This window comes from Mesobacillus sp. QJM3NY_10, from assembly GCF_056173465.1.
In genome coordinates this window covers 3,690,899-3,709,372 of the sequence record NZ_CM149675.1, presented here as the reverse complement: position 1 = coordinate 3,709,372, position 18,474 = coordinate 3,690,899, and the positions used below count along the sequence as shown (strand labels likewise).

The window sequence follows — 18,474 nt, the reverse complement described above, 5'->3', positions numbered from 1 at the left end:
ATCTTTTGAGGTGGAGGGAAATTTCATGTAAAATGAGTTGCAGAAACTCCCGAAGAAATGGAGGGATAAGACAATGGATAGCAGAAAAATGCGGAAAGAGCTTGAGAATCGTCTTCAACATCCTGACCGGACTTTTTCTTATGACCGGGAAAAGGATCAGTTGAGAATTGAAAATAAAAATACGGGTCGCGGAATCACCATTGCTCTGCCTGGGATTGTCGCCAAGTGGCAGGAACAAAAGGAAAAAGCGATTGATGAGGTTGTCTATTATGTATCAGAAGGCCTGAATGCAATGGAGAGCCAGGTCGAGCTTTCAGGAAAGGAAAAAAATATCTTTCCTGTCATCCGTTCAACGTCATTTCCATCTGAAGCCGAGGAAGGGATTCCATTCCTTTTTGACAATCATACCGCGGAAACACGGATTTATTACGCTTTGGATTTAGGCACTACATACAGGCTGATTGATTCGAAGTTTTTGGAAAAAGAAGGATGGTCAGCGGGCCAGGTCCGTGAGACGGCTTTGTTCAATGTCCGTTCACTCTCCGTAAAATTAAAAGAGGACCGTGTGGCTGATAACACATTTTATTTCCTCAATTCGAATGACGGCTATGATGCCAGCAGGATTTTGAATACAAGTTTCTTGAATGAAATGAAGAAAAAGATGAAGGGAACCATGACTGTGGCCGTTCCCCATCAAGATGTTTTGATCATCGCCGATGTGGAAAATAACACAGGTTATGATATATTGGCCCAGATGACGATGAGCTTTTTTGCGAGTGGAAGAGTGCCAATTACTGCCCTAAGCTTCCTATATGAAGATGGAGAATTGGAGCCAATCTTTATTTTAGGTAAAACAAAAAAGGAATAGTAGCGGAAGAAGCGAAAGCCCGGAATTAACGGGCTTTTTTCCTTTATGTACATATGATGTCATGTTTTGTAAATAACTGAGCCTAAAGTTGATTGTTATTGAAGATTTCTTCTCGTAAAAAATGCTCATTCTTTCTTTTTATCTCGAAAAATATTGATTTACTGTTAAAATAATAATGAAATGCGAAAGAAAGAGTGATTTATATTGAGTTGGATTAAAAAGATTTTTACCATGTTCCAAAACGATGATGAATTTAATGATATTGAACAAAAACATCCTGCTTCAAAGCCATTAAAGAAAGAACAGAATGAAAAAAGGGATATAGAAGCAAAGGTACTATACCAATATCCAAAAGGTCAGTTTCGTTTTCCATTGATCCCGGATGAGGATTCAGTTCCTGAAAAATCCAAGCCGACAAAAGGGCGTGCAGAAAGGGTCATCCAGGATAAGGAGATCAAACCGTTCATTAAAGAGCAAGGTTCATTGAGGATTAAGAATGAGCGGCAAGCTGAAAGTGATACCTACCACAATCAACGCCGTGAGCCAACCGTGGATTCCCGGAGCACAGTCAAACGTGATTCTGCGAGAGAACCAATTGAACCATACAAGCCTAAAAAAACTGTGGAATCTGCACCGAAATTCCATTATGAAACTCGGAAAGACAGCGGACCGAAATTTCGGCAGCCTTTTAAACCAACCGAAATTCCGTCCCCGATTTATGCATTTAACAGACCTCCTAGAAAAAGTAAGGCCCAAGCGGACCTGGAGGATGTTGAATATGAACTGGCTGGTTTTGAAAAGGGTCAGAGCAGTGCAGTTGAACAAATAAAGCATGCGGACATAAATATCATGTCGCACGCTATTGATCTAAAGGAAGCTCCTGTTTCAACAGAAGGTCATGATGAGGCAGTAACGCAAGATATATACATAGAAGATAATCTTGCTGAAACTCAGGATCTTGAGGTCACTGAAGTAGATGAACAAGTAGAACAATCAGAGTTGGAAACAGAGGCGCTCGATAGAATTTTTAATAGCGAGCCTGGACCAGAGTATAGTAGTGTGGATTCCCGAATTGAAACGATCACTGAAGTCGAGCTTGAGCAGGGTGCCGAAAAGACAGAATTGGTCGGTTTTCAACATGACCAGGAAGAGACAGAAGCATCCGGTATGCAAAGTAGACCGGAAGAAGCAATGGCCATTCAAAATAGCCCTGAAGTGGCAGAAGCAATGGCCATTCAAAGTAGCCCTGAAGAGGACGAAGTAAACGGCTATCAACAAATTGAGGATGAGCTAAATGTTCAGCCTGTTGATATTGCTAAGGTCCAAAACACGAAAACGGAAGAATCTTTTAAGGAATCAGAGCCAGAACACAGTCCTGACCCTGAACCGAAAATAGAGGATAAGCCTGCAGAACCAAAAAGGCAGCTTCCATTCAATGTGCTTATGCTTAAGCAGGATAAGAGGAAGTGGGAAGAGCGGAACACGTCTAAATATCCTTCTTTTATGACTGAAGGAAGAAAGACAAGTGCACGCCAAACTCATCCTGATGTTGATGCACCTTCTTCAGATGTTAGTGGCCAGAAAAATCAAGAGCTAGAAGACGAGTTGTCGGCAGGCAGCACTTCATCAGATGTTCTGCCAGTTCAGCAGGAACAACCATCAGCTGCCCAGCAGGAAACCTTAATAGTAGCAGAAGATGCGTCGGGTGCCGAAAACCAGGAGGAAACTTTATCAGTTGAAGTTAGTCCGGTAACGGTTCCATCAAAAAGCGAAGAGCAAACCCAAGCCGAACCGGCTGTGGCGAATTCCTCTTCTGCACAAATGAACCCTCAGTTCGAACGAGAAGAAATCCAATCGAATGATCGAGAAGCGGCTATACAGCCAGAAGTCCACCCGGCAGCGGTATACGACTTCCCGCCTCTGGAACTTTTGAGCCCGCCTGTTTTCAAAGCGCCTGATCCTGAATGGCTTTCGGAGCAGGAGCATATGCTCAATGAGACGTTGAGGAATTTTAATGTAGGCGCCAGGGTGGTCAATGTGACACAGGGACCATCGGTTACCCGTTTTGAGGTACAGCCGGAACCGGGCGTTAAAGTTAATAAAGTTACTAATCTATCAGATGATATAAAGTTGAGCTTAGCTGCTAAAGATATCCGAATTGAAGCTCCAATACCAGGAAAGCATACAATCGGGATTGAAGTGCCGAACCATTCGAGCAGGCCGGTATTGTTAAGTGAAATTTTACAGTCTGCAGGTTTTATGGATCTTGAATCTCCGTTATCAGTGGCCCTGGGACTGGATATTGCCGGAAATCCAATCGTCACTGATCTGAAAAAGATGCCTCACGGATTGATTGCCGGTGCCACTGGATCTGGAAAGAGTGTCTGTATCAATACGATGCTTGTCAGCCTGCTTTATAAAGCACATCCAGATGAGGTGAAGCTGCTGCTGATTGATCCGAAAATGGTTGAATTAGCACCTTATAACCGAATTCCTCATCTTGTCAGCCCGGTCATCACTGATGTAAAAGCAGCGACAGCCTCGCTGAAGTGGGCAGTTGAGGAAATGGAACGCCGTTATGAATTGTTCGCACATACAGGTGTCCGTGATATAGGCAGGTTTAATGAACTTGCCGAGAAGCATCGCAGGTTTTCTGATAAGCTCCCGTATATCGTAATTGTGATTGATGAGTTGGCAGATCTGATGATGATGGCTCCAGGCGATGTGGAAGAGGCTATTTGTCGCATTGCCCAAAAGGCACGGGCTTGCGGCATCCATTTGATCATCGCGACACAGCGTCCATCCGTTGATGTCATTACAGGCCTGATTAAAGCGAATGTTCCTACAAGGATTGCCTTCTCTGTTTCCTCACAGGTGGATTCAAGGACGATCATTGATATCAGTGGGGCAGAAAAGCTTCTTGGCCGCGGTGATATGCTGTTCCTGGAAAATGGATCATCAAAGCCCTTCCGTCTTCAGGGAACCTACGTGACCGACAATGAGATTGATGACATTGTGGCATTTGTCAGGGAGCAACGGGATCCACAATACTTGTTTGAACAGGATGAACTGCTCAAGAAGGCCCAGGTGACGGAAGACGAAGATGAACTTTTCTACGAAGCATGTGAATTTGTCATCGACCAGGGTGGCGCTTCAACCTCAAGCGTCCAGCGCCGTTTTAAAATTGGCTATAACCGGGCGGCCAGACTGATTGAAATGATGGAGCATCAAGGATTCATTTCAGAGGGCAAGGGCAGCAAGCCGAGGGATGTCCTGATTACTGCTGCGGATCTTGAGGCCCTCCAGGAAACTAGTACATTCAATTAATAAATGGTATTCTTTATTAGCATGTACTTATAATAAGGATAAATGACTATAGATGTTGGGTTGTTATTGAAGGAGCTTTTTGGATGAAAGAAATCGAATTGAAAATGCAGGGGAAAATCAGCCGTCTGACCAATCATACATTTAAGTTTGATGAAAGGATTCGTGATGGCTGGTTTTCAGCTGTGTATTTTCTAAAAACTCGAGAGCTTGTAAAGAAATATCATGAAGACAATACTATTACGATGCAGTTTTTCCAGAAGGACGAAGCTGTTTTGTGCGGCACAGATGAAGTGATCGCACTGGTAAAAACATTTGCTGACCGTCCTGAGGAACTAGAGATTTATTCACTTAAGGATGGAGATAAAATCTCCCCGTTTGAAACAGTCCTGACCATTACAGGACCATACCAAAGTTTTGGTTACCTAGAGGGAATCATTGACGGCATCCTGGCAAGAAGAACTTCTGTCTCAACGAATGTTTATAATGTCGTAAAGGCAGCAAGCTATTCAGGCCAGCAAAAGCCGGTCATTTTCATGGGAGACCGTGACGACCATTATACAACACAGGCTGGGGATGGTTATGCTGCCTATATAGGAGGCGCTACTGCCCAGGCCACCCATGCGATGAATGAGTGGTGGGGCAAGCATGGGATGGGGACGATGCCGCATGCATTGATCCAGATGTTCAACGGCGATATCGTCGCAGCAACCCAGGCTTATCATGAAACCTTCCCAAATGATGATTTGATCGCTCTTGTTGATTATAATAATGATGCGATTACTGACTCATTGAAAGTCGCAAGGAAATTTGGGAAAAAGCTGAAGGGCGTCAGGGTTGATACTTCCCGTACCCTCATTGACCAGTATTTCCTTCGCAACCAGCACTTGCTTGGGACATTTGATCCTCGCGGAGTGAATGCAGAATTAATCTTTGCACTAAGAAAAGCGCTTGATGACGAAGGCTTTGACCATGTAAAAATTGTCGTGAGCGGCGGTTTCAGTGAAAGAAGAATCCTGGAGTTTGAAAAGCAAAATGTACCAGTCGACATGTATGGAGTAGGCGGCAGCCTTTTAAAATTGAAAGTTGGTTTTACTGGTGACAATGTCATGTTGAACGGGAAACATCAGGCGAAGTCAGGCAGAAAGTACAGGCCGAATCCCCGTCTTGAAAAAGTAGAATTTTAACAAGTTTGAAAGCAACTAATAAAGGGAATATGTACTTTTATTGATGATTACGGTCATAATGGAGACATTTTGCTTAGGTGATGTAGTTTTTGAACAGCCCATACTTATGAGGGCTGTGAAAATAGCTGCACCTTATGAAAACAGCATTAATGAAACTGTGTTATTTACCGTAATGATGTTATAATGATTCAATACATGAGAGACAGATACGATCCGCATTGTATTTTGCGCTGTTTTATAACGGGAATAGGCGAAATGAGCAATTCAGGATATCTGTCATATACTGTGTTACATACAGACGTTGTTGGAGGTTCTTTATATGACTATTTACCATTTTGTAGGTATAAAGGGGTCTGGAATGAGTGCGTTAGCTCAAGTTCTCCATGATATGGATTATCAGGTACAGGGCTCCGATTATGATAAGCACTTTTTTACCCAGGTGGCCCTTGAGAAATCTGGAATAAAGATCCTTCCGTTTGATAAGGAAAATATACAGCCTGGGATGACGGTTATTGCAGGCAATGCCTATCCGGATACACATGAAGAAATTCAGGAGGCAATGAAGCTGGGCCTTCCAATCATCAGATATCATCGATTCCTTGGTGATTTCATGCAAAACTTTACAAGTGTTGCGGTTACTGGGGCTCATGGAAAAACATCGACTACAGGATTGCTTGCGCATGTGATGAGAGGCGCCAAGCCTACATCATTCCTTATTGGCGATGGCACTGGGAAAGGTGACAAAGATGCTCAATACTTTGTATTCGAAGCATGTGAGTACCGCCGCCATTTCCTTTCGTATTTCCCTGATTACGCAATCATGACGAATATCGACTTTGATCACCCGGATTACTTTGCCAATATCGAAGACGTTTTCTCCGCTTTCCAGGAGATGTCATGGCAAGTTAAAAAGGGGATCTTTGCATGCGGTGATGATGAGCAGCTGCAAAAAATCCAGGCTAAGGTGCCAGTTGTATTTTATGGTTTTGGCGAAGAAAATGACTTCCAGGCTCGCAATATCGTCAAGTCAACTGAAGGCACTACATTTGATGTTTTTGTCAGGAATAATTTCTATGACACGTTCTCGATTCCGGCATATGGAGACCATAATGTCCTGAACTCGCTTGCTGTCATTGCTTTGTGCCATTACGAAAACATTGAATCAAAAGTGATCCAGGCTCAGCTTGAAACGTTTGAGGGCGTGAAGAGGAGATTCTCTGAAAAGAAGGTTGCAGACCAGGTGATCATTGATGACTACGCTCACCATCCTACAGAAATTAAAGTTACAATCGAAGCTGCGAAGCAGAAGTATCCTGATCGTGAAATCGTCGCGGTTTTCCAGCCGCATACCTTTACCAGGACACAAGCTTTCCTGAATGAGTTTGCAGAAAGCTTAAATAAAGCAGACAAGGTTTACTTGTGCGAAATCTTTGGTTCAGCCCGTGAGATTCATGGGAAATTGTCGATTACCGATCTAAAAGATAAAATCGACGACGCAGAAATCATCACTGAGGAAGATACATCACGTCTGAAAGAACATGGAAATGGTGTCATCCTATTCATGGGTGCAGGTGATATCCAGAAGTTCCAGCAAGCATATGAAAATCAATTGCAAGTGTAAATGAAAAGGATGCGGCCAATTGGTCCGCATCCTTTTGTATGTCCTCAAACTTTCACTTATTTAAGATTCTCAGGGTTCAAGACCTCAAGCTCAGGAATGACAAAACGTCCATCTTTGCGAATCAGTACGTCATCGAAATAAATCTCGCCGCCGCCGTATTCAGGGCGCTGGATGTTGACCATATCCCAGTGGATATTCGAGTGGTTTCCATTGAATGCATCGTCATAGCACTGTCCAGGTGTAAAGTGGAAGCTTCCATCGATTTTTTCATCAAACAGGATGTCCTGCATTGGATGCAAGATATATGGATTTACGCCAATCGCAAATTCTCCGACATAACGAGCACCTTCATCTGTATCAAAAATCCTGTTAATACGCTCTGAATCATTTGCGGTAGCCTCAACGATTTTTCCATCCTTGAAAGTAAGCTTCACATTTTCAAAAGTGAATCCCTGGTAAGGAGATGGTGTATTGTAGGTGATTACGCCATTGACTGAATCACGAACAGGTGCTGTGTAAACTTCGCCATCAGGGATATTCAGCTCACCGGCACATTTTACAGCCGGGATATCTTTGATTGAGAAGGTCAGGTCAGTTCCTGGTCCGGTAATCCTTACCTTATCTGTACGGTTCATCAAATCTGCCAGGCTGTCCATTGCTTTGTCCATTTTTCCGTAATCAAGGTTGCAAACGTTGAAGTAGAAATCTTCGAAGGCTTCAGTGCTCATCTTCGCAAGCTGTGCCATTGCTGAATTAGGGTAACGCAGGACAACCCATTTCGTTTTTGGAACGCGAATGTCCCTATGTACCTTCTTGCCAACCGTATTGCCATGGATCTTCATTTTATCTGCCGGAACATCAGCGTGTTCGTTGATGTTATCTCCAGAACGGAGGCCAATGTAAGCATCCATTTTACTCATCACATTTGCTTCAAATTCAGCAATCATGTCGAATTGTTCTTGCTGGGCACCCATAAGCAAAGAACGGTCTACCTGGTGGTCCTTTAATGATACGAATGGATAGCCACCAGCTTCGTATGCCTCTTTAACTAGAGCCGTAACAAGCTCACGCTGAAGGCCGAAGTTTTCAATCAGGACTTTTTCTCCTTTTTGAAGCTTGACCGAGTAGTTGATCAAGTTTTTCGCCAGTGTTTGAATCCGTGGATCTTTCACCGAAATCACTCCTATGTATTAAAATAAAGCACATAACCATATTGTAACCGAAACGCCGCAGTTTGTACTCTTTTCATTGCAGGAACTTGGAAAGGCTAAAGCTGTGAAAATTAGAAGCAGTTACAATCGCCGAAGTCGATTGGCGCCCGGAAAAGTGATTATATGGAAAAATGGGTCACCAATAGAGCGTATTGGCGCCCGGAAAAGTGATTATATGGAAAAATGGGTCACCAATAAAGCGTATTGGCGCCCGAAAACGTGATTTTCTGGAAAAATGGGTCACCAATAAAGCGTATTGGCGCCCGGAAAAGTGATTATATGAAAAAATGGGTCACCAATAGAGCGTATTGGCGCCCAAAAACGTGATTTTCTGGAAAATGCGGTAACCAATACTAGGAGGCACTGGTTGAATAAAGACATCCGCTAGTCCCGAAGATTTACCTGCTTTGCTAGACTAACTCTCTCTCCAATTACAAACATCTTGAACTTTAAATTGTAGAAAGATATTCTTATTCAGGAAGGAAAAGGGTATGATTATATTGAAATACATATTAGACAAGGTGGTTTACGTCGCTAACTGCGGGGTAAAATGTACATATGCTAACGGAGGTGTTCAACAGTGGAAATTATTTTGTATTTAAGTGTTGCTGTAATAGCAATTGCATTCTTGGTTTTGGTCGTTTCGTTATCCAAAACTCTAAAATCCTTACAAACAACTTTAGACAGTGTATCAGGCACACTTGATGGCCTGGAAAAGCAGTTGGATGGAGTGACTCGTGAAACGACGGAGCTTCTGCACAAAACAAATAATTTGGCCGACGATATTTCCAGAAAATCTGAGAGCTTGAACGGTGTCGTTAATGCTGTGAAGGATGTAGGAAATTCTGTTCAGAGATTCAATCAATCTATTCATAATGTCCAAACAATGGTGGACCTTCAGATTGACAAAAATAAGGACAAGATTTCTCAGGTTGTTCAATGGAGTAACGTATTCCTTGAGTTGAGGGATAAGTGGCAATCAAAAAAAACAGCCAAGATTGACCATCAGCTAGAAGGCGAAGAGATGGTAACGAGGCAGCGTGAACGTGTTCGGTATTAATGAAAGGTGGAGATAGAGTTATGAACAGAGAACAAAGCCAATATGATGTAAACGGACAGATGAGAGAGGACAACAATAATTCCAGAGATTTTGTCGCTGGAGCAATTGTTGGCGGGCTTGCCGGAGCACTGGCTGCACTATTGCTTGCTCCTAAGTCAGGCAAAGAGTTAAGAGGGTCGCTTAATGAGCAAACTTCTACACTAAAGAACAAGAGTGCTGACCTTGCATCGGTAGCGAAGGAGAAAGCAAGCGGCTTGAAAGAAACTGTTTCACAGCAGTCTTCTACGATTGCCAACAAGGTGAAGGACATGAAGAACAAGAACGGTAATACTTCAGAGAACACGGATGTTGACGAAGGCGAACTTCAAGAAGTACCAACTTCCATGGCAGAGACAAGCACTATGGAAAACACACATACTGCTACTGGAGAAGAAATCCAAAAGAAGCTTGAAGAAACGCAAAAAGCTTTCGATGATACTGAAAACAAGCTGAATCAGTAAGTTTGTCAATGAAACGGTGAAGTGGTAAGATAACTTCACCGTTTATTTTTTATAAAAGCCTGTTTTCGCCTTGATTATTAAATCAAGAGGGATTGTTGCTTTTAGTAGTGAAAGCAACATAGAGGCTTATAAAAGGAGAGAGTAGTATGAAAAAGATTGATTCAATCGAACAGTTTGACACACTTGTCGATTCTGGTGAAACATTCTTCATGCTGAAGCACAGCACGACCTGCCCAATCAGCGCTGCAGGATATGATGAATTCGCGAAGTTCGAAAACGCCGGCAACGATAATCTATATTATCTAACAGTCCAGGATTCACGTGATCTATCAAACCATATTGCTGAGAAGTTCCATGTTAAACATGAATCGCCTCAGGCAATTTTATTTGTGAATTCAGATGTAGCATGGCATGCTTCTCATTTTAAAATCACCGCAAAATCATTGGCGGGAGCTAAAGAAGAAAATGTAAAGTAAAAAAACATCCAAACAGGATGTTTTTTTACTTTGGCTGTTTTCATAATGATTGTTGTTAAAATCCTAAAGCCGATTTTAACGTAATATAAAGCTATTTTGTAGGTCGGTATAAGTTGGCATGCTCTTTTCTCATAACAAGAGTCTACTTAGCGAAGAAGCATAGTTCATTCACTTCTATATTGTAGTCAATAGCAACAAAGTTTGAGAAAAAAGCCTTTACTTTACACTTATTGGGCTTTCGAAGATTATATTTAACTCATCACCAGGTGCAAGAAGATCGTCAAACGCTGCTTTTTCTCCGTTTTTCAACAGGGTGAATCCGCGGCTGTCTTTAGGGATATCAACCTGTGCAAAGTTGAATAAGTCCTGAAAGATAAACGGCTGGACATCCTTTTGCTTTGTGGATAGATGGTCCCCGCTATGTATGGGTTCGTCCATCCCAAGCTTACTGCCATCACGGGTGAATTGAATTAATTCCTGTTGAAGCTGGATTTGCTGGCCGTTGAAAAAGATCGGCATTGATTCAGAAACAGGTATCCCCAGTATTTCTACCAGTCTTCTAAGGGTAGATTCCGTACCTTTTTCAAAACGGATGTCATCAAGATGGTCAATTTTATTTTGCAATTTTGCTGCCAGGCCGTTTACATAAATTTTTCCCATGAACTCTGTGATTTTGTGTTCTATATCGTCAATCTTTATAAAAAATGGGCGAGTGTCATTAAGGAGCTCTGCGAGTTTAAGCTCCTTTAGAACGCCTTCAACAGTGGCGGCCATGTCAAAAACGATCTCGTCTCTGTCTGCGACAGGTTGGGACATCGAAGCAGGAAGACTATTGCAGGTTAAACCTGCGCTAACTTCATATCTTTTACCGTTGATAATGACGGTCTTGGAAGGAAGCTCACCGATCAAGTCGCCAAGTGTTAGCTCTGGTCTGACTCCATCCTCTCCCTTTTGGACAGTTAATTTATCTCCTCCATCTACCTGATCATCGAATGAGCAAGGTAAACCATTTTTCAATAATACGGGTTGCTGTCCATGCTTACCGGGTATGGTCACGTTTTTGCCATTCAGGCTGACAATCATGGCGAGCCCCGGCCTGCCGTAAAGCTTGTTCATTTTAATCCCGGCAGCCAGCAGACAGTCTCCAACGGTCAATTTGTTGACCTCGAATAGCCTTACCGGCTGTCCGTTCACATGAACTGTATGATATTGGACAGGAGATTGCTTCGCTGCAATGGCAATACCGATTGGCGTCACAAGTTCAGGACCTTTCGTTATATGATCTGCAAATGAAACGGAATTGATTGCGTCTAGTCCGCGGATGGCGACCCTGTTTTCCGGCAGGTTCAACTTGGTAGCAATCCTCCTGGGCAGATCAGGTGTAAGGCTTCCGCCTCCAACAAGCATCACTGCTTTAGGGGATTTATTGCCATTGTGCTTCAGGATTTCTTCACCGATTGTTTCTGCCAAACGGTCAATTGCAGGGGCGATACGTTGTACAGCTTCATCCTTGCTGACCACTGTTTCAAAGCCAAGTATGTCTGTGATTGAGATTGACTGATTTTCATGCAGGTCCCGCTTTGCTTTTTCAGCAAGAGGGAAGTCCAGCAAAAATTCATCACTAACCGCTTCAGTGATTTCATCCCCCGCTACTGGGACCATTCCATAGGCAATTACCGTTCCGGAATCAGTGAGAGCGATATCGGATGTCCCTGCGCCTATATCAACAAGAGCAACATTCAATCTTCTCATAGACGCAGGAATCAACACATTGATTGCAGCAATCGGTTCAAGAGTAAGAGCGTCCATCTCAAGACCAGCCCGGTCTAAAGCAGATAGCAGTGATTCAACGACAACTTTTGGCAGGAAGGTCGCTATGATTTCCACAGATGCTTCATTTCCTCGCTGGTCAATAAGACTTCCTATTTCTTCTCCATCAAGCTGGTAATAAAGTACTGAGTATCCGACACAATAATAGTGATGATCATTGTGTTTTTCACCAGCAACAGCAGCTTGTGCCAGCTGGACTGCACTTAATTCAAGGTGGAGGATGTCCTGCTTTGAAAACATCGGCTTGCCGGAAATATCGACTACAGCTTTTGATTGTTCAGTTTTCAGAGCACGGCCAGCTGCAGCAACACAGACCTTTGTTAAGGGGCCATGTGAAACTTCCAGTGCCTCTTTTATTTCAGTGATAATTTCGGATACTGACAAAACATCATGGATTTGGCCATCCAGCATCGACCTTTCCTTGTGTTCACGGACAATGATGTCGACGGCTTCATAATGTCCATCAGATTCTTCCAGGATGATTCCCACAACAGATCTGGTTCCTATATCTAACGCAAACAGTTTATTATTCACATGCAATTCATGCACCCTCTAACTTAAGATCTCATACGATGCTTTATCACTTAAAAGCGTTTAATTATTAAAGAATTTTTACGTGACAATCAATATTTTTTCAGATATAATTACCTTTATCATATTATAGAGCTTGATTCATAGCACATTTGCTGCATTTTATTACATCTGGCTTCTATTCTATTATCGGCTTTGAAGTGACATTGCTTTAGGTTCGGAGCTGCAGAAAGCTGATTTTATAAAAATTGCACCATCAGAAATTCTGGTGCTTTAAAAAAGATCAGATTATACGCATTTCCAGCGTGCAGTGAAGTAATGGGTGTCTCTTTGTTTGAAAAGTCTTAGGGTTAGGACTAAAATGAATTCCGAAAGGACGGGACAGAAAATGAGTAAAAATCTTGACCAGCTTAGAAATCGTGTGGATGAATTGAATTTAGAGCTTCTATCATTAATTAATGAAAGAGCCCTGCTCGTCCAGGAAATTGGCCGTGCAAAAGAAACTCAGGGTGTCTACCGTTATGACCCTGTGCGCGAGAGAGAAATGCTTGATTTGATCAAGGAAAAAAATAACGGTCCTTTTGAGAATTCAACAATAGAACATATTTTCAAGGAAGTTTTCAAGGCAGGCCTTGAGCTTCAATCGGATGACCACCGCAAAGCTCTTCTCGTCTCCAGGAAGAAAAAGCCCGAAGATACAATCATTGATATTAAGGGTTTAAAAATCGGCGATGGTACACCAGACTTCGTTTTCGGTCCATGTTCGGTTGAGTCATATGAACAAGTGGCGACTGTGGCTGAAGCAGTTAAAGCGAAGGGCTTCAAGTTGCTGCGCGGCGGAGCTTTCAAGCCACGGACTTCACCTTATGACTTCCAGGGACTAGGGATAGAAGGACTTAAGATTTTGAAGAGAGTAGCAGATGAATACGATCTCGCTGTCATTAGTGAAATTGTCACACCTGCCGATATCGAAATCGCTGTCGACTACCTTGATGTGATCCAAATCGGCGCCCGCAACATGCAAAACTTCGAGCTTCTTAAAGCTGCAGGAGCTGTGAATAAACCTATTTTACTAAAACGTGGACTTGCCGCTACAATCGAAGAGTTTATCAATGCGGCTGAATATATCATGTCACAGGGCAATGGCCAAATCATTCTGTGTGAGCGTGGAATCCGGACGTACGAAAGAGCTACAAGGAATACACTTGATATCTCTGCAGTGCCAATCTTGAAAAAAGAAACACATCTCCCAGTCATGGTTGATGTTACCCACTCTACTGGCAGAAGAGACCTGTTGCTGCCAGCAGCCAAAGCTGCACTTGCAATTGGAGCAGATGGAGTCATGGCAGAGGTTCATCCAGATCCAGCAATAGCTTTATCTGACAATGCCCAGCAGATGGATTTGAAACAGTTTGATGAGTTTTTAGAGGGATTGAAAAACACTCCATTTGTGAGAGTATAAAGAACTGAAACCTTCCTTTTATCAGGAAGGTTTTTTTATGGAGCATTTAAGGGTAACTTAAAAAGAAGTAATTTTAACAGAAATATTGATAAAAATAAATAAATTAAGTTGTTCAGATTGCGGGATTGATAAGGATGTCGTATGATTAATAACATAATTATGCTTGTACATATAATCACAAACTTAAAAAATGATTATTGTGGCAATTTTTGCTGTAAACTAACTGAAAAGCGCCGTTTATTACCTGAAGGAGTGAAATAGATGAATATTACAATATATGATGTGGCACGGGAAGCAAACGTTTCAATGGCAACGGTTTCACGTGTTGTTAACGGAAATCCGAATGTAAAGCCAGCTACAAGGAAGAAGGTCATGGAGGTTATTGACCGTCTTGGATACCGTCCAAATGCTGTTGCCCGAGGGCTGGCAAGCAAAAAGACGACGACTGTCGGAGTCATCATTCCCGATATCGCTAGTCCGTTCTTTGCTGAGCTGGCAAGGGGAATTGAAGATATTGCCACGATGTACAAATACAATATTATCCTGAGCAACTCAGACCAAAATATTGAAAAAGAACTGCACCTGTTAAATACTATGCTTGGCAAACAAGTAGACGGAATTGTTTTCATGGGCGGCAATATTAAAGCCGAGCATGTTGAGGAATTCAAGAAGTCACCGGTACCAATCGTCCTTGCAGGCTCGATTGAGGAATCTGGTGAAATTCCATCAGTCAATATTGATTATGAGCAGGCAACATTCGATGCTGTTTCTACATTTGTAGAAAAAGGACACAAGCAAATCGCATTCGTTATTGGACCACAGCTGGAGCCAATCAACAAGGATAAAAAGCTTGAAGGTTATAAGCGCGCATTAAAAGATGCCGGAATCGAATATAACGAAGAGCTTGTTGTTGAAGGGGATTATACGTATGATTCAGGTCTTGAGGCTATTGAAAGAATCCTTGAGCTTGATACGAAGCCAACAGCAATCCTTGTCGGATCGGATGAGATGGCATTGGGAGTAATTCATGGTGCTTTTGACCGCGGCTACAGCGTGCCTGAAGATTTTGAGGTAATTGCTTCTGACAACACAAGACTTACTCTTATGGTACGTCCGCAGCTTACAACAATTGTCCAGCCATTATACGATATCGGTGCAGTTGCCATGCGCTTATTGACGAAATATATGAACAAAGAAAACGTAGATGAGAATATCGTCGTCCTGCCACACCGGATCGAAAACAGGAAATCAACGAAATAATTGAGAAGCCCCTTGCTGTGTAATGATGCAAGGGGCTTTTTCAGTGAAAATGAAGGCAGGTATCAATGAGAAAAGTGGCAAAATAGAAAATTACCGGCCAAAGACTTAGATATATCAGCATCTAATACAATAGCAGCCACTTTTTCAGTGAAAATGACCACGAATTTATTTTATTTTAGCAATGTTTTCAATTGATTCGACCACTTTTCAATTAATTCGACCACATTTTGAATTAATTCGACCACATTTTGAATTAATTCGACCACTTTTTCAATTATTTCGACCAAATCCCTAATTAATTCGACCAAATCCCTAATTAATTCGACCAACTCCATAAATATCGCTTCGGACTATCTTTTCCTGTCATCCTATACATTAAAAAAACATAAAAAAACCGGGTTAAATAATCCCGGTTTCTAACTCACACAGTTTCAGATTTCTTATTTGAACGGATTGGATACAAGGCTTTCTCCACTGTCTGGGCATTCTTTTCGGTAATTTCCGGTTTGCGCGGGATGGGCGGATATAAATCTTCAGGATCGTCCCACTCCTGTGGCAATTCTACAGGCGCTTCATCCTTCCACTCTTCTATCCACTCCTGCGGCAAGCTGCCATAACAGTTTGAGTTTTCAATCATTTCAAGCCAGATCAGTGACCAGGCTCTTGGCACAACGCGCCAAATATCATAGCCTCCGCCGCCAACAGCAATCCATTTGCCGCCGCTATATTTATGGGCGACTTCATGTGCCAGCTTTGGGATTTCCCGATAAATTCTCATCGTAGACGATAAATGGGTCAATGGATCAAGATAATGAGCATCTGCTCCATTTTGCGTAAGAATTACGTCTGGCTTAAAGAACTCAGCAACTTCCATAAGGGAACTCCTATAGGCATCTAGCCATGATTCATCCTCTGTGAAGGCGTCGACAGGGATATTGAAAGAATATCCATAGCCCTTGCCCTGGCCGCGCTCATTCACATTTCCTGTACCCGGGAAAAGGTAACGTCCGGTTTCGTGAATCGATAGAGTGCATACATTAGGGTCATCATAAAATGACCATTGTACGCCATCCCCATGGTGGGCATCGGTATCGACATATAGTACCCGGGCATTGTATTTTTCCTGCAGGTATTTGATCGCTACAGAACTGTCATTGTAAATACAGAAGCCCGACGCTTTTCCCCGGAAGCCGTGATGCAGGCCTCCGCCCAGATGAAGTGCGTGGTTGGCTTTACCGGTCATGACATAATCCACTGCTGTCAGGGTGCCCCCGACAAGCAAAGCGCTTGCTTCATGCATATTTGCAAAAATCGGTGTATCTTCCGTTCCCAATCCATATCCATCCGCAGATTCACTCTTAAGCTTTCCCTGGCCAGCAAGCTTAACAGCATTTACAAAATTGGGGTCATGAACGAGGTGGAGTTCCTCATCCGTTGCCATCCGAGGCGCTACAATATGTTCCTCATCAATTGCGCCAATTTTACGCAGCAAATCCAGCGTAAGTTTCAACCTCATCTGGTTGAAAGGATGATGGCTGCTGAAACGATAATTCAGCAGCTCTTCGGAAAAGACAAATACAGAGCGATCGCTCATGATGAAACTCCCGGGAGGTTCGGCCAAAGTACATGATGTCCGGCCTTTTTCAAGTCCTCGATCACAGCGATTGGATTCATCGTCTGGATTCTTACAACGAGGATTTTATAACGATCATCCTTTTGGTCAGGGTATACGAGCACACTCTGGATATTGGCTTTCCTCATACTGATAACAGATGCAATTTCACAAAGCATCCCTGCTTTGTTTGGTACCTTAACTTCAATTTGCGAGCCAGGCTGATGTGCGCCTGTAAGCTCAACGAGTGTGTGGAGAAGGTCTGTTTCAGTGACGATACCTACCAGCTTTTTATCCTTGGTGATTGGCAGGCAGCTGATATTATGTTCATAAAAAATGGCCGAAATTTCCTCGACAAAATCTAGAGGGTGCCCAGTGATCACATTAGTTGTCATAATCGATTTAACTGGGTTATCGAGTTCACCCTTATGCTCATCCCAATGGAACACAGAAGGGGCAGCATCCTTGATGTCCCTGTCAGATACCAGTCCGATCACACTATTGTCCTTATTCACTATTGGGATATGGCGAATCTTCTTATCTGCCATTAGCTTGATTGCATCCGCAATTGAATTTTCAGGAAAAAGTGTCGTGACATCCTTTTTCATAATTTCCTCGACGATCATGGTTCCATCCTCCTTGAATGATGAGGTATCATCAATACATAAAACGGTTCATAAAACGAAGTTGGTCAAACTGCTGGATTGATTCCGGTTTAATTCTTTTGCCGATTCGCGCCATCAAGCAGTTTGCTGGATGGGAGCTGATTTCAGGATCATCTGTCGCGTACCAGGTCAGGCCGCCGGCATTCATCATTTTTTCCATGACTTTGCGGTATTCCCAAACATTCAAGCCGGTTCCTTTTAGGTCCCAATGCCAGTAGTATTCAGTCGTGATAATGATATAATCTTCCATCGCGTCATCCATCATGGAAACCATCAGCAAATTCTTGCCGACTCGGCTGCCGCGGAATTCAGGAATGACCTCGATTGCACCAAGTTCTATTAAATCTTCCATTTTTCCTTCTGACCATCTTTCAAGCGGGTCTGGATAAAGGTAAGTAACATAACCGACAATCATATGGCCTGAGCGGGCTACGATGATACGTCCCTCCGGCAGACCGGCAATCTCAACCAATGCCTTGTGCTGCTGGGCAGGGGGACGGAACGCCACTAAATCTTCATGGAATTCATAGCTTGCAAGTTTTTCAGGAGAAATCGGGCCTTCAATGATTAAACGGCCATGAGGAGTTTTCAATTCTTTTGCGTTATAAGTCTTTTTATGTTCCATTCAGTCACCACCCGTCAACAATTCAAACGATAATTCTATTATACATAAAATCTAACAGATAAAAGCGCTTTCACAAAATTTTCTGTATTTAAATATTAATATTTTTGAAAGAAAATCCTCAATATTATTGGTATACTCCGCCGTAAAGCGGTGCGTACTTTCAATACTTACATACTCCAATGAAAATTTTAATCAATACTTTATTTTCTACTAATATTTTAAAAATTGAGAAAATCGAATTT

The 18,474-nt window shown here is 42.6% G+C and carries 14 protein-coding genes; 9 read left to right on the top strand and 5 right to left on the bottom strand.

Annotated elements, in window-relative coordinates:
- Positions 1-73 precede the first annotated feature (73 nt).
- From AC0VX7_RS18645 to murC, 4 genes are all read left to right on the top strand, one after another.
- A complete protein-coding gene (locus AC0VX7_RS18645) occupies positions 74-868 on the top strand; it encodes a DUF1444 domain-containing protein (RefSeq protein WP_475425380.1) in 795 nt (264 codons plus the stop codon).
- Between the two features lie 204 nt (positions 869-1,072).
- Positions 1,073-4,195, top strand: a complete 3,123-nt coding sequence (locus tag AC0VX7_RS18640; RefSeq protein WP_475425379.1) for a DNA translocase FtsK — start codon at positions 1,073-1,075, stop codon at positions 4,193-4,195.
- 83 nt (positions 4,196-4,278) lie between these two features.
- Positions 4,279-5,379, top strand: coding sequence for a nicotinate phosphoribosyltransferase (locus tag AC0VX7_RS18635; protein WP_475425378.1), 1,101 nt, complete (start codon positions 4,279-4,281; stop codon positions 5,377-5,379).
- Positions 5,380-5,698: 319 nt separating this feature from the next.
- The gene (gene murC / locus AC0VX7_RS18630) at positions 5,699-7,000 is read left to right on the top strand and encodes a UDP-N-acetylmuramate--L-alanine ligase (protein WP_475425377.1); all 1,302 of its coding nucleotides are present in this window, start codon (positions 5,699-5,701) and stop codon (positions 6,998-7,000) included.
- Between the two features lie 56 nt (positions 7,001-7,056).
- Here murC and AC0VX7_RS18625 read toward each other — a convergent pair whose 3' ends face one another.
- Positions 7,057-8,172 (bottom strand): aminopeptidase, encoded by a 1,116-nt coding sequence (locus tag AC0VX7_RS18625; protein ID WP_475425376.1) that lies wholly within the window; start codon positions 8,170-8,172, stop codon positions 7,057-7,059.
- Between the two features lie 619 nt (positions 8,173-8,791).
- Between AC0VX7_RS18625 and AC0VX7_RS18620 the strand changes: the two genes are divergently transcribed.
- From AC0VX7_RS18620 to ytxJ, 3 genes are all read left to right on the top strand, one after another.
- A complete protein-coding gene (locus AC0VX7_RS18620) occupies positions 8,792-9,271 on the top strand; it encodes a DUF948 domain-containing protein (RefSeq protein ID WP_023626954.1) in 480 nt (159 codons plus the stop codon).
- Between the two features lie 20 nt (positions 9,272-9,291).
- Entirely contained in the window at positions 9,292-9,771 is a 480-nt protein-coding gene (locus AC0VX7_RS18615; RefSeq protein WP_215033933.1) for a YtxH domain-containing protein, read from the top strand.
- Between the two features lie 146 nt (positions 9,772-9,917).
- The gene (gene ytxJ / locus AC0VX7_RS18610; RefSeq protein WP_215033935.1) at positions 9,918-10,247 is read left to right on the top strand and encodes a bacillithiol system redox-active protein YtxJ; all 330 of its coding nucleotides are present in this window, start codon (positions 9,918-9,920) and stop codon (positions 10,245-10,247) included.
- Between the two features lie 216 nt (positions 10,248-10,463).
- Here the strand turns inward: ytxJ and pilM are convergent, their stop codons facing one another.
- Entirely contained in the window at positions 10,464-12,617 is a 2,154-nt protein-coding gene (gene pilM, locus AC0VX7_RS18605) for a pilus assembly protein PilM (protein WP_475425375.1), read from the bottom strand.
- Positions 12,618-12,996: 379 nt separating this feature from the next.
- Here pilM and AC0VX7_RS18600 point away from each other — a divergent pair, with 379 nt between their 5' ends.
- Both AC0VX7_RS18600 and ccpA read left to right on the top strand, forming a co-directional pair.
- Positions 12,997-14,070, top strand: a complete 1,074-nt coding sequence (locus AC0VX7_RS18600; protein ID WP_041965459.1) for a bifunctional 3-deoxy-7-phosphoheptulonate synthase/chorismate mutase — start codon at positions 12,997-12,999, stop codon at positions 14,068-14,070.
- 261 nt (positions 14,071-14,331) lie between these two features.
- Positions 14,332-15,330, top strand: coding sequence for a catabolite control protein A (gene ccpA, locus AC0VX7_RS18595; RefSeq protein ID WP_475425374.1), 999 nt, complete (start codon positions 14,332-14,334; stop codon positions 15,328-15,330).
- 421 nt (positions 15,331-15,751) lie between these two features.
- Here the strand turns inward: ccpA and AC0VX7_RS18590 are convergent, their stop codons facing one another.
- From AC0VX7_RS18590 to AC0VX7_RS18580, 3 genes are read right to left on the bottom strand one after another with little or no spacing between them, the layout of a single operon-like run.
- Positions 15,752-16,924, bottom strand: coding sequence for an acetoin utilization protein AcuC (locus AC0VX7_RS18590; RefSeq protein ID WP_475425373.1), 1,173 nt, complete (start codon positions 16,922-16,924; stop codon positions 15,752-15,754).
- Positions 16,921-17,568, bottom strand: a complete 648-nt coding sequence (locus AC0VX7_RS18585; protein ID WP_475425372.1) for an acetoin utilization AcuB family protein — start codon at positions 17,566-17,568, stop codon at positions 16,921-16,923. Before AC0VX7_RS18585 ends, AC0VX7_RS18590 begins: the two co-directional genes overlap by 4 nt.
- Before the next feature lie 31 nt (positions 17,569-17,599).
- Positions 17,600-18,232 carry a GNAT family N-acetyltransferase gene (locus AC0VX7_RS18580; RefSeq protein WP_475425371.1) on the bottom strand — a complete coding sequence of 211 codons (633 nt, stop codon included), beginning with the start codon at positions 18,230-18,232 and terminating at the stop codon, positions 17,600-17,602.
- Positions 18,233-18,474: the final 242 nt, after the last annotated feature.

Coding starts and splice junctions, on each gene's coding strand:
- AC0VX7_RS18645 (WP_475425380.1), top strand. CDS start 74: ATGGATAGCAGAAAAATGCGGAAAGAGCTTGAGAATCGTCTTCAACAT.
- AC0VX7_RS18635 (WP_475425378.1), top strand. CDS start 4,279: ATGAAAGAAATCGAATTGAAAATGCAGGGGAAAATCAGCCGTCTGACC.
- murC (WP_475425377.1), top strand. CDS start 5,699: ATGACTATTTACCATTTTGTAGGTATAAAGGGGTCTGGAATGAGTGCG.
- AC0VX7_RS18615 (WP_215033933.1), top strand. CDS start 9,292: ATGAACAGAGAACAAAGCCAATATGATGTAAACGGACAGATGAGAGAG.
- ytxJ (WP_215033935.1), top strand. CDS start 9,918: ATGAAAAAGATTGATTCAATCGAACAGTTTGACACACTTGTCGATTCT.
- AC0VX7_RS18600 (WP_041965459.1), top strand. CDS start 12,997: ATGAGTAAAAATCTTGACCAGCTTAGAAATCGTGTGGATGAATTGAAT.
- ccpA (WP_475425374.1), top strand. CDS start 14,332: ATGAATATTACAATATATGATGTGGCACGGGAAGCAAACGTTTCAATG.
- AC0VX7_RS18590 (WP_475425373.1), bottom strand. CDS start 16,924: ATGAGCGATCGCTCTGTATTTGTCTTTTCCGAAGAGCTGCTGAATTAT.
- AC0VX7_RS18585 (WP_475425372.1), bottom strand. CDS start 17,568: ATGATCGTCGAGGAAATTATGAAAAAGGATGTCACGACACTTTTTCCT.
- AC0VX7_RS18580 (WP_475425371.1), bottom strand. CDS start 18,232: ATGGAACATAAAAAGACTTATAACGCAAAAGAATTGAAAACTCCTCAT.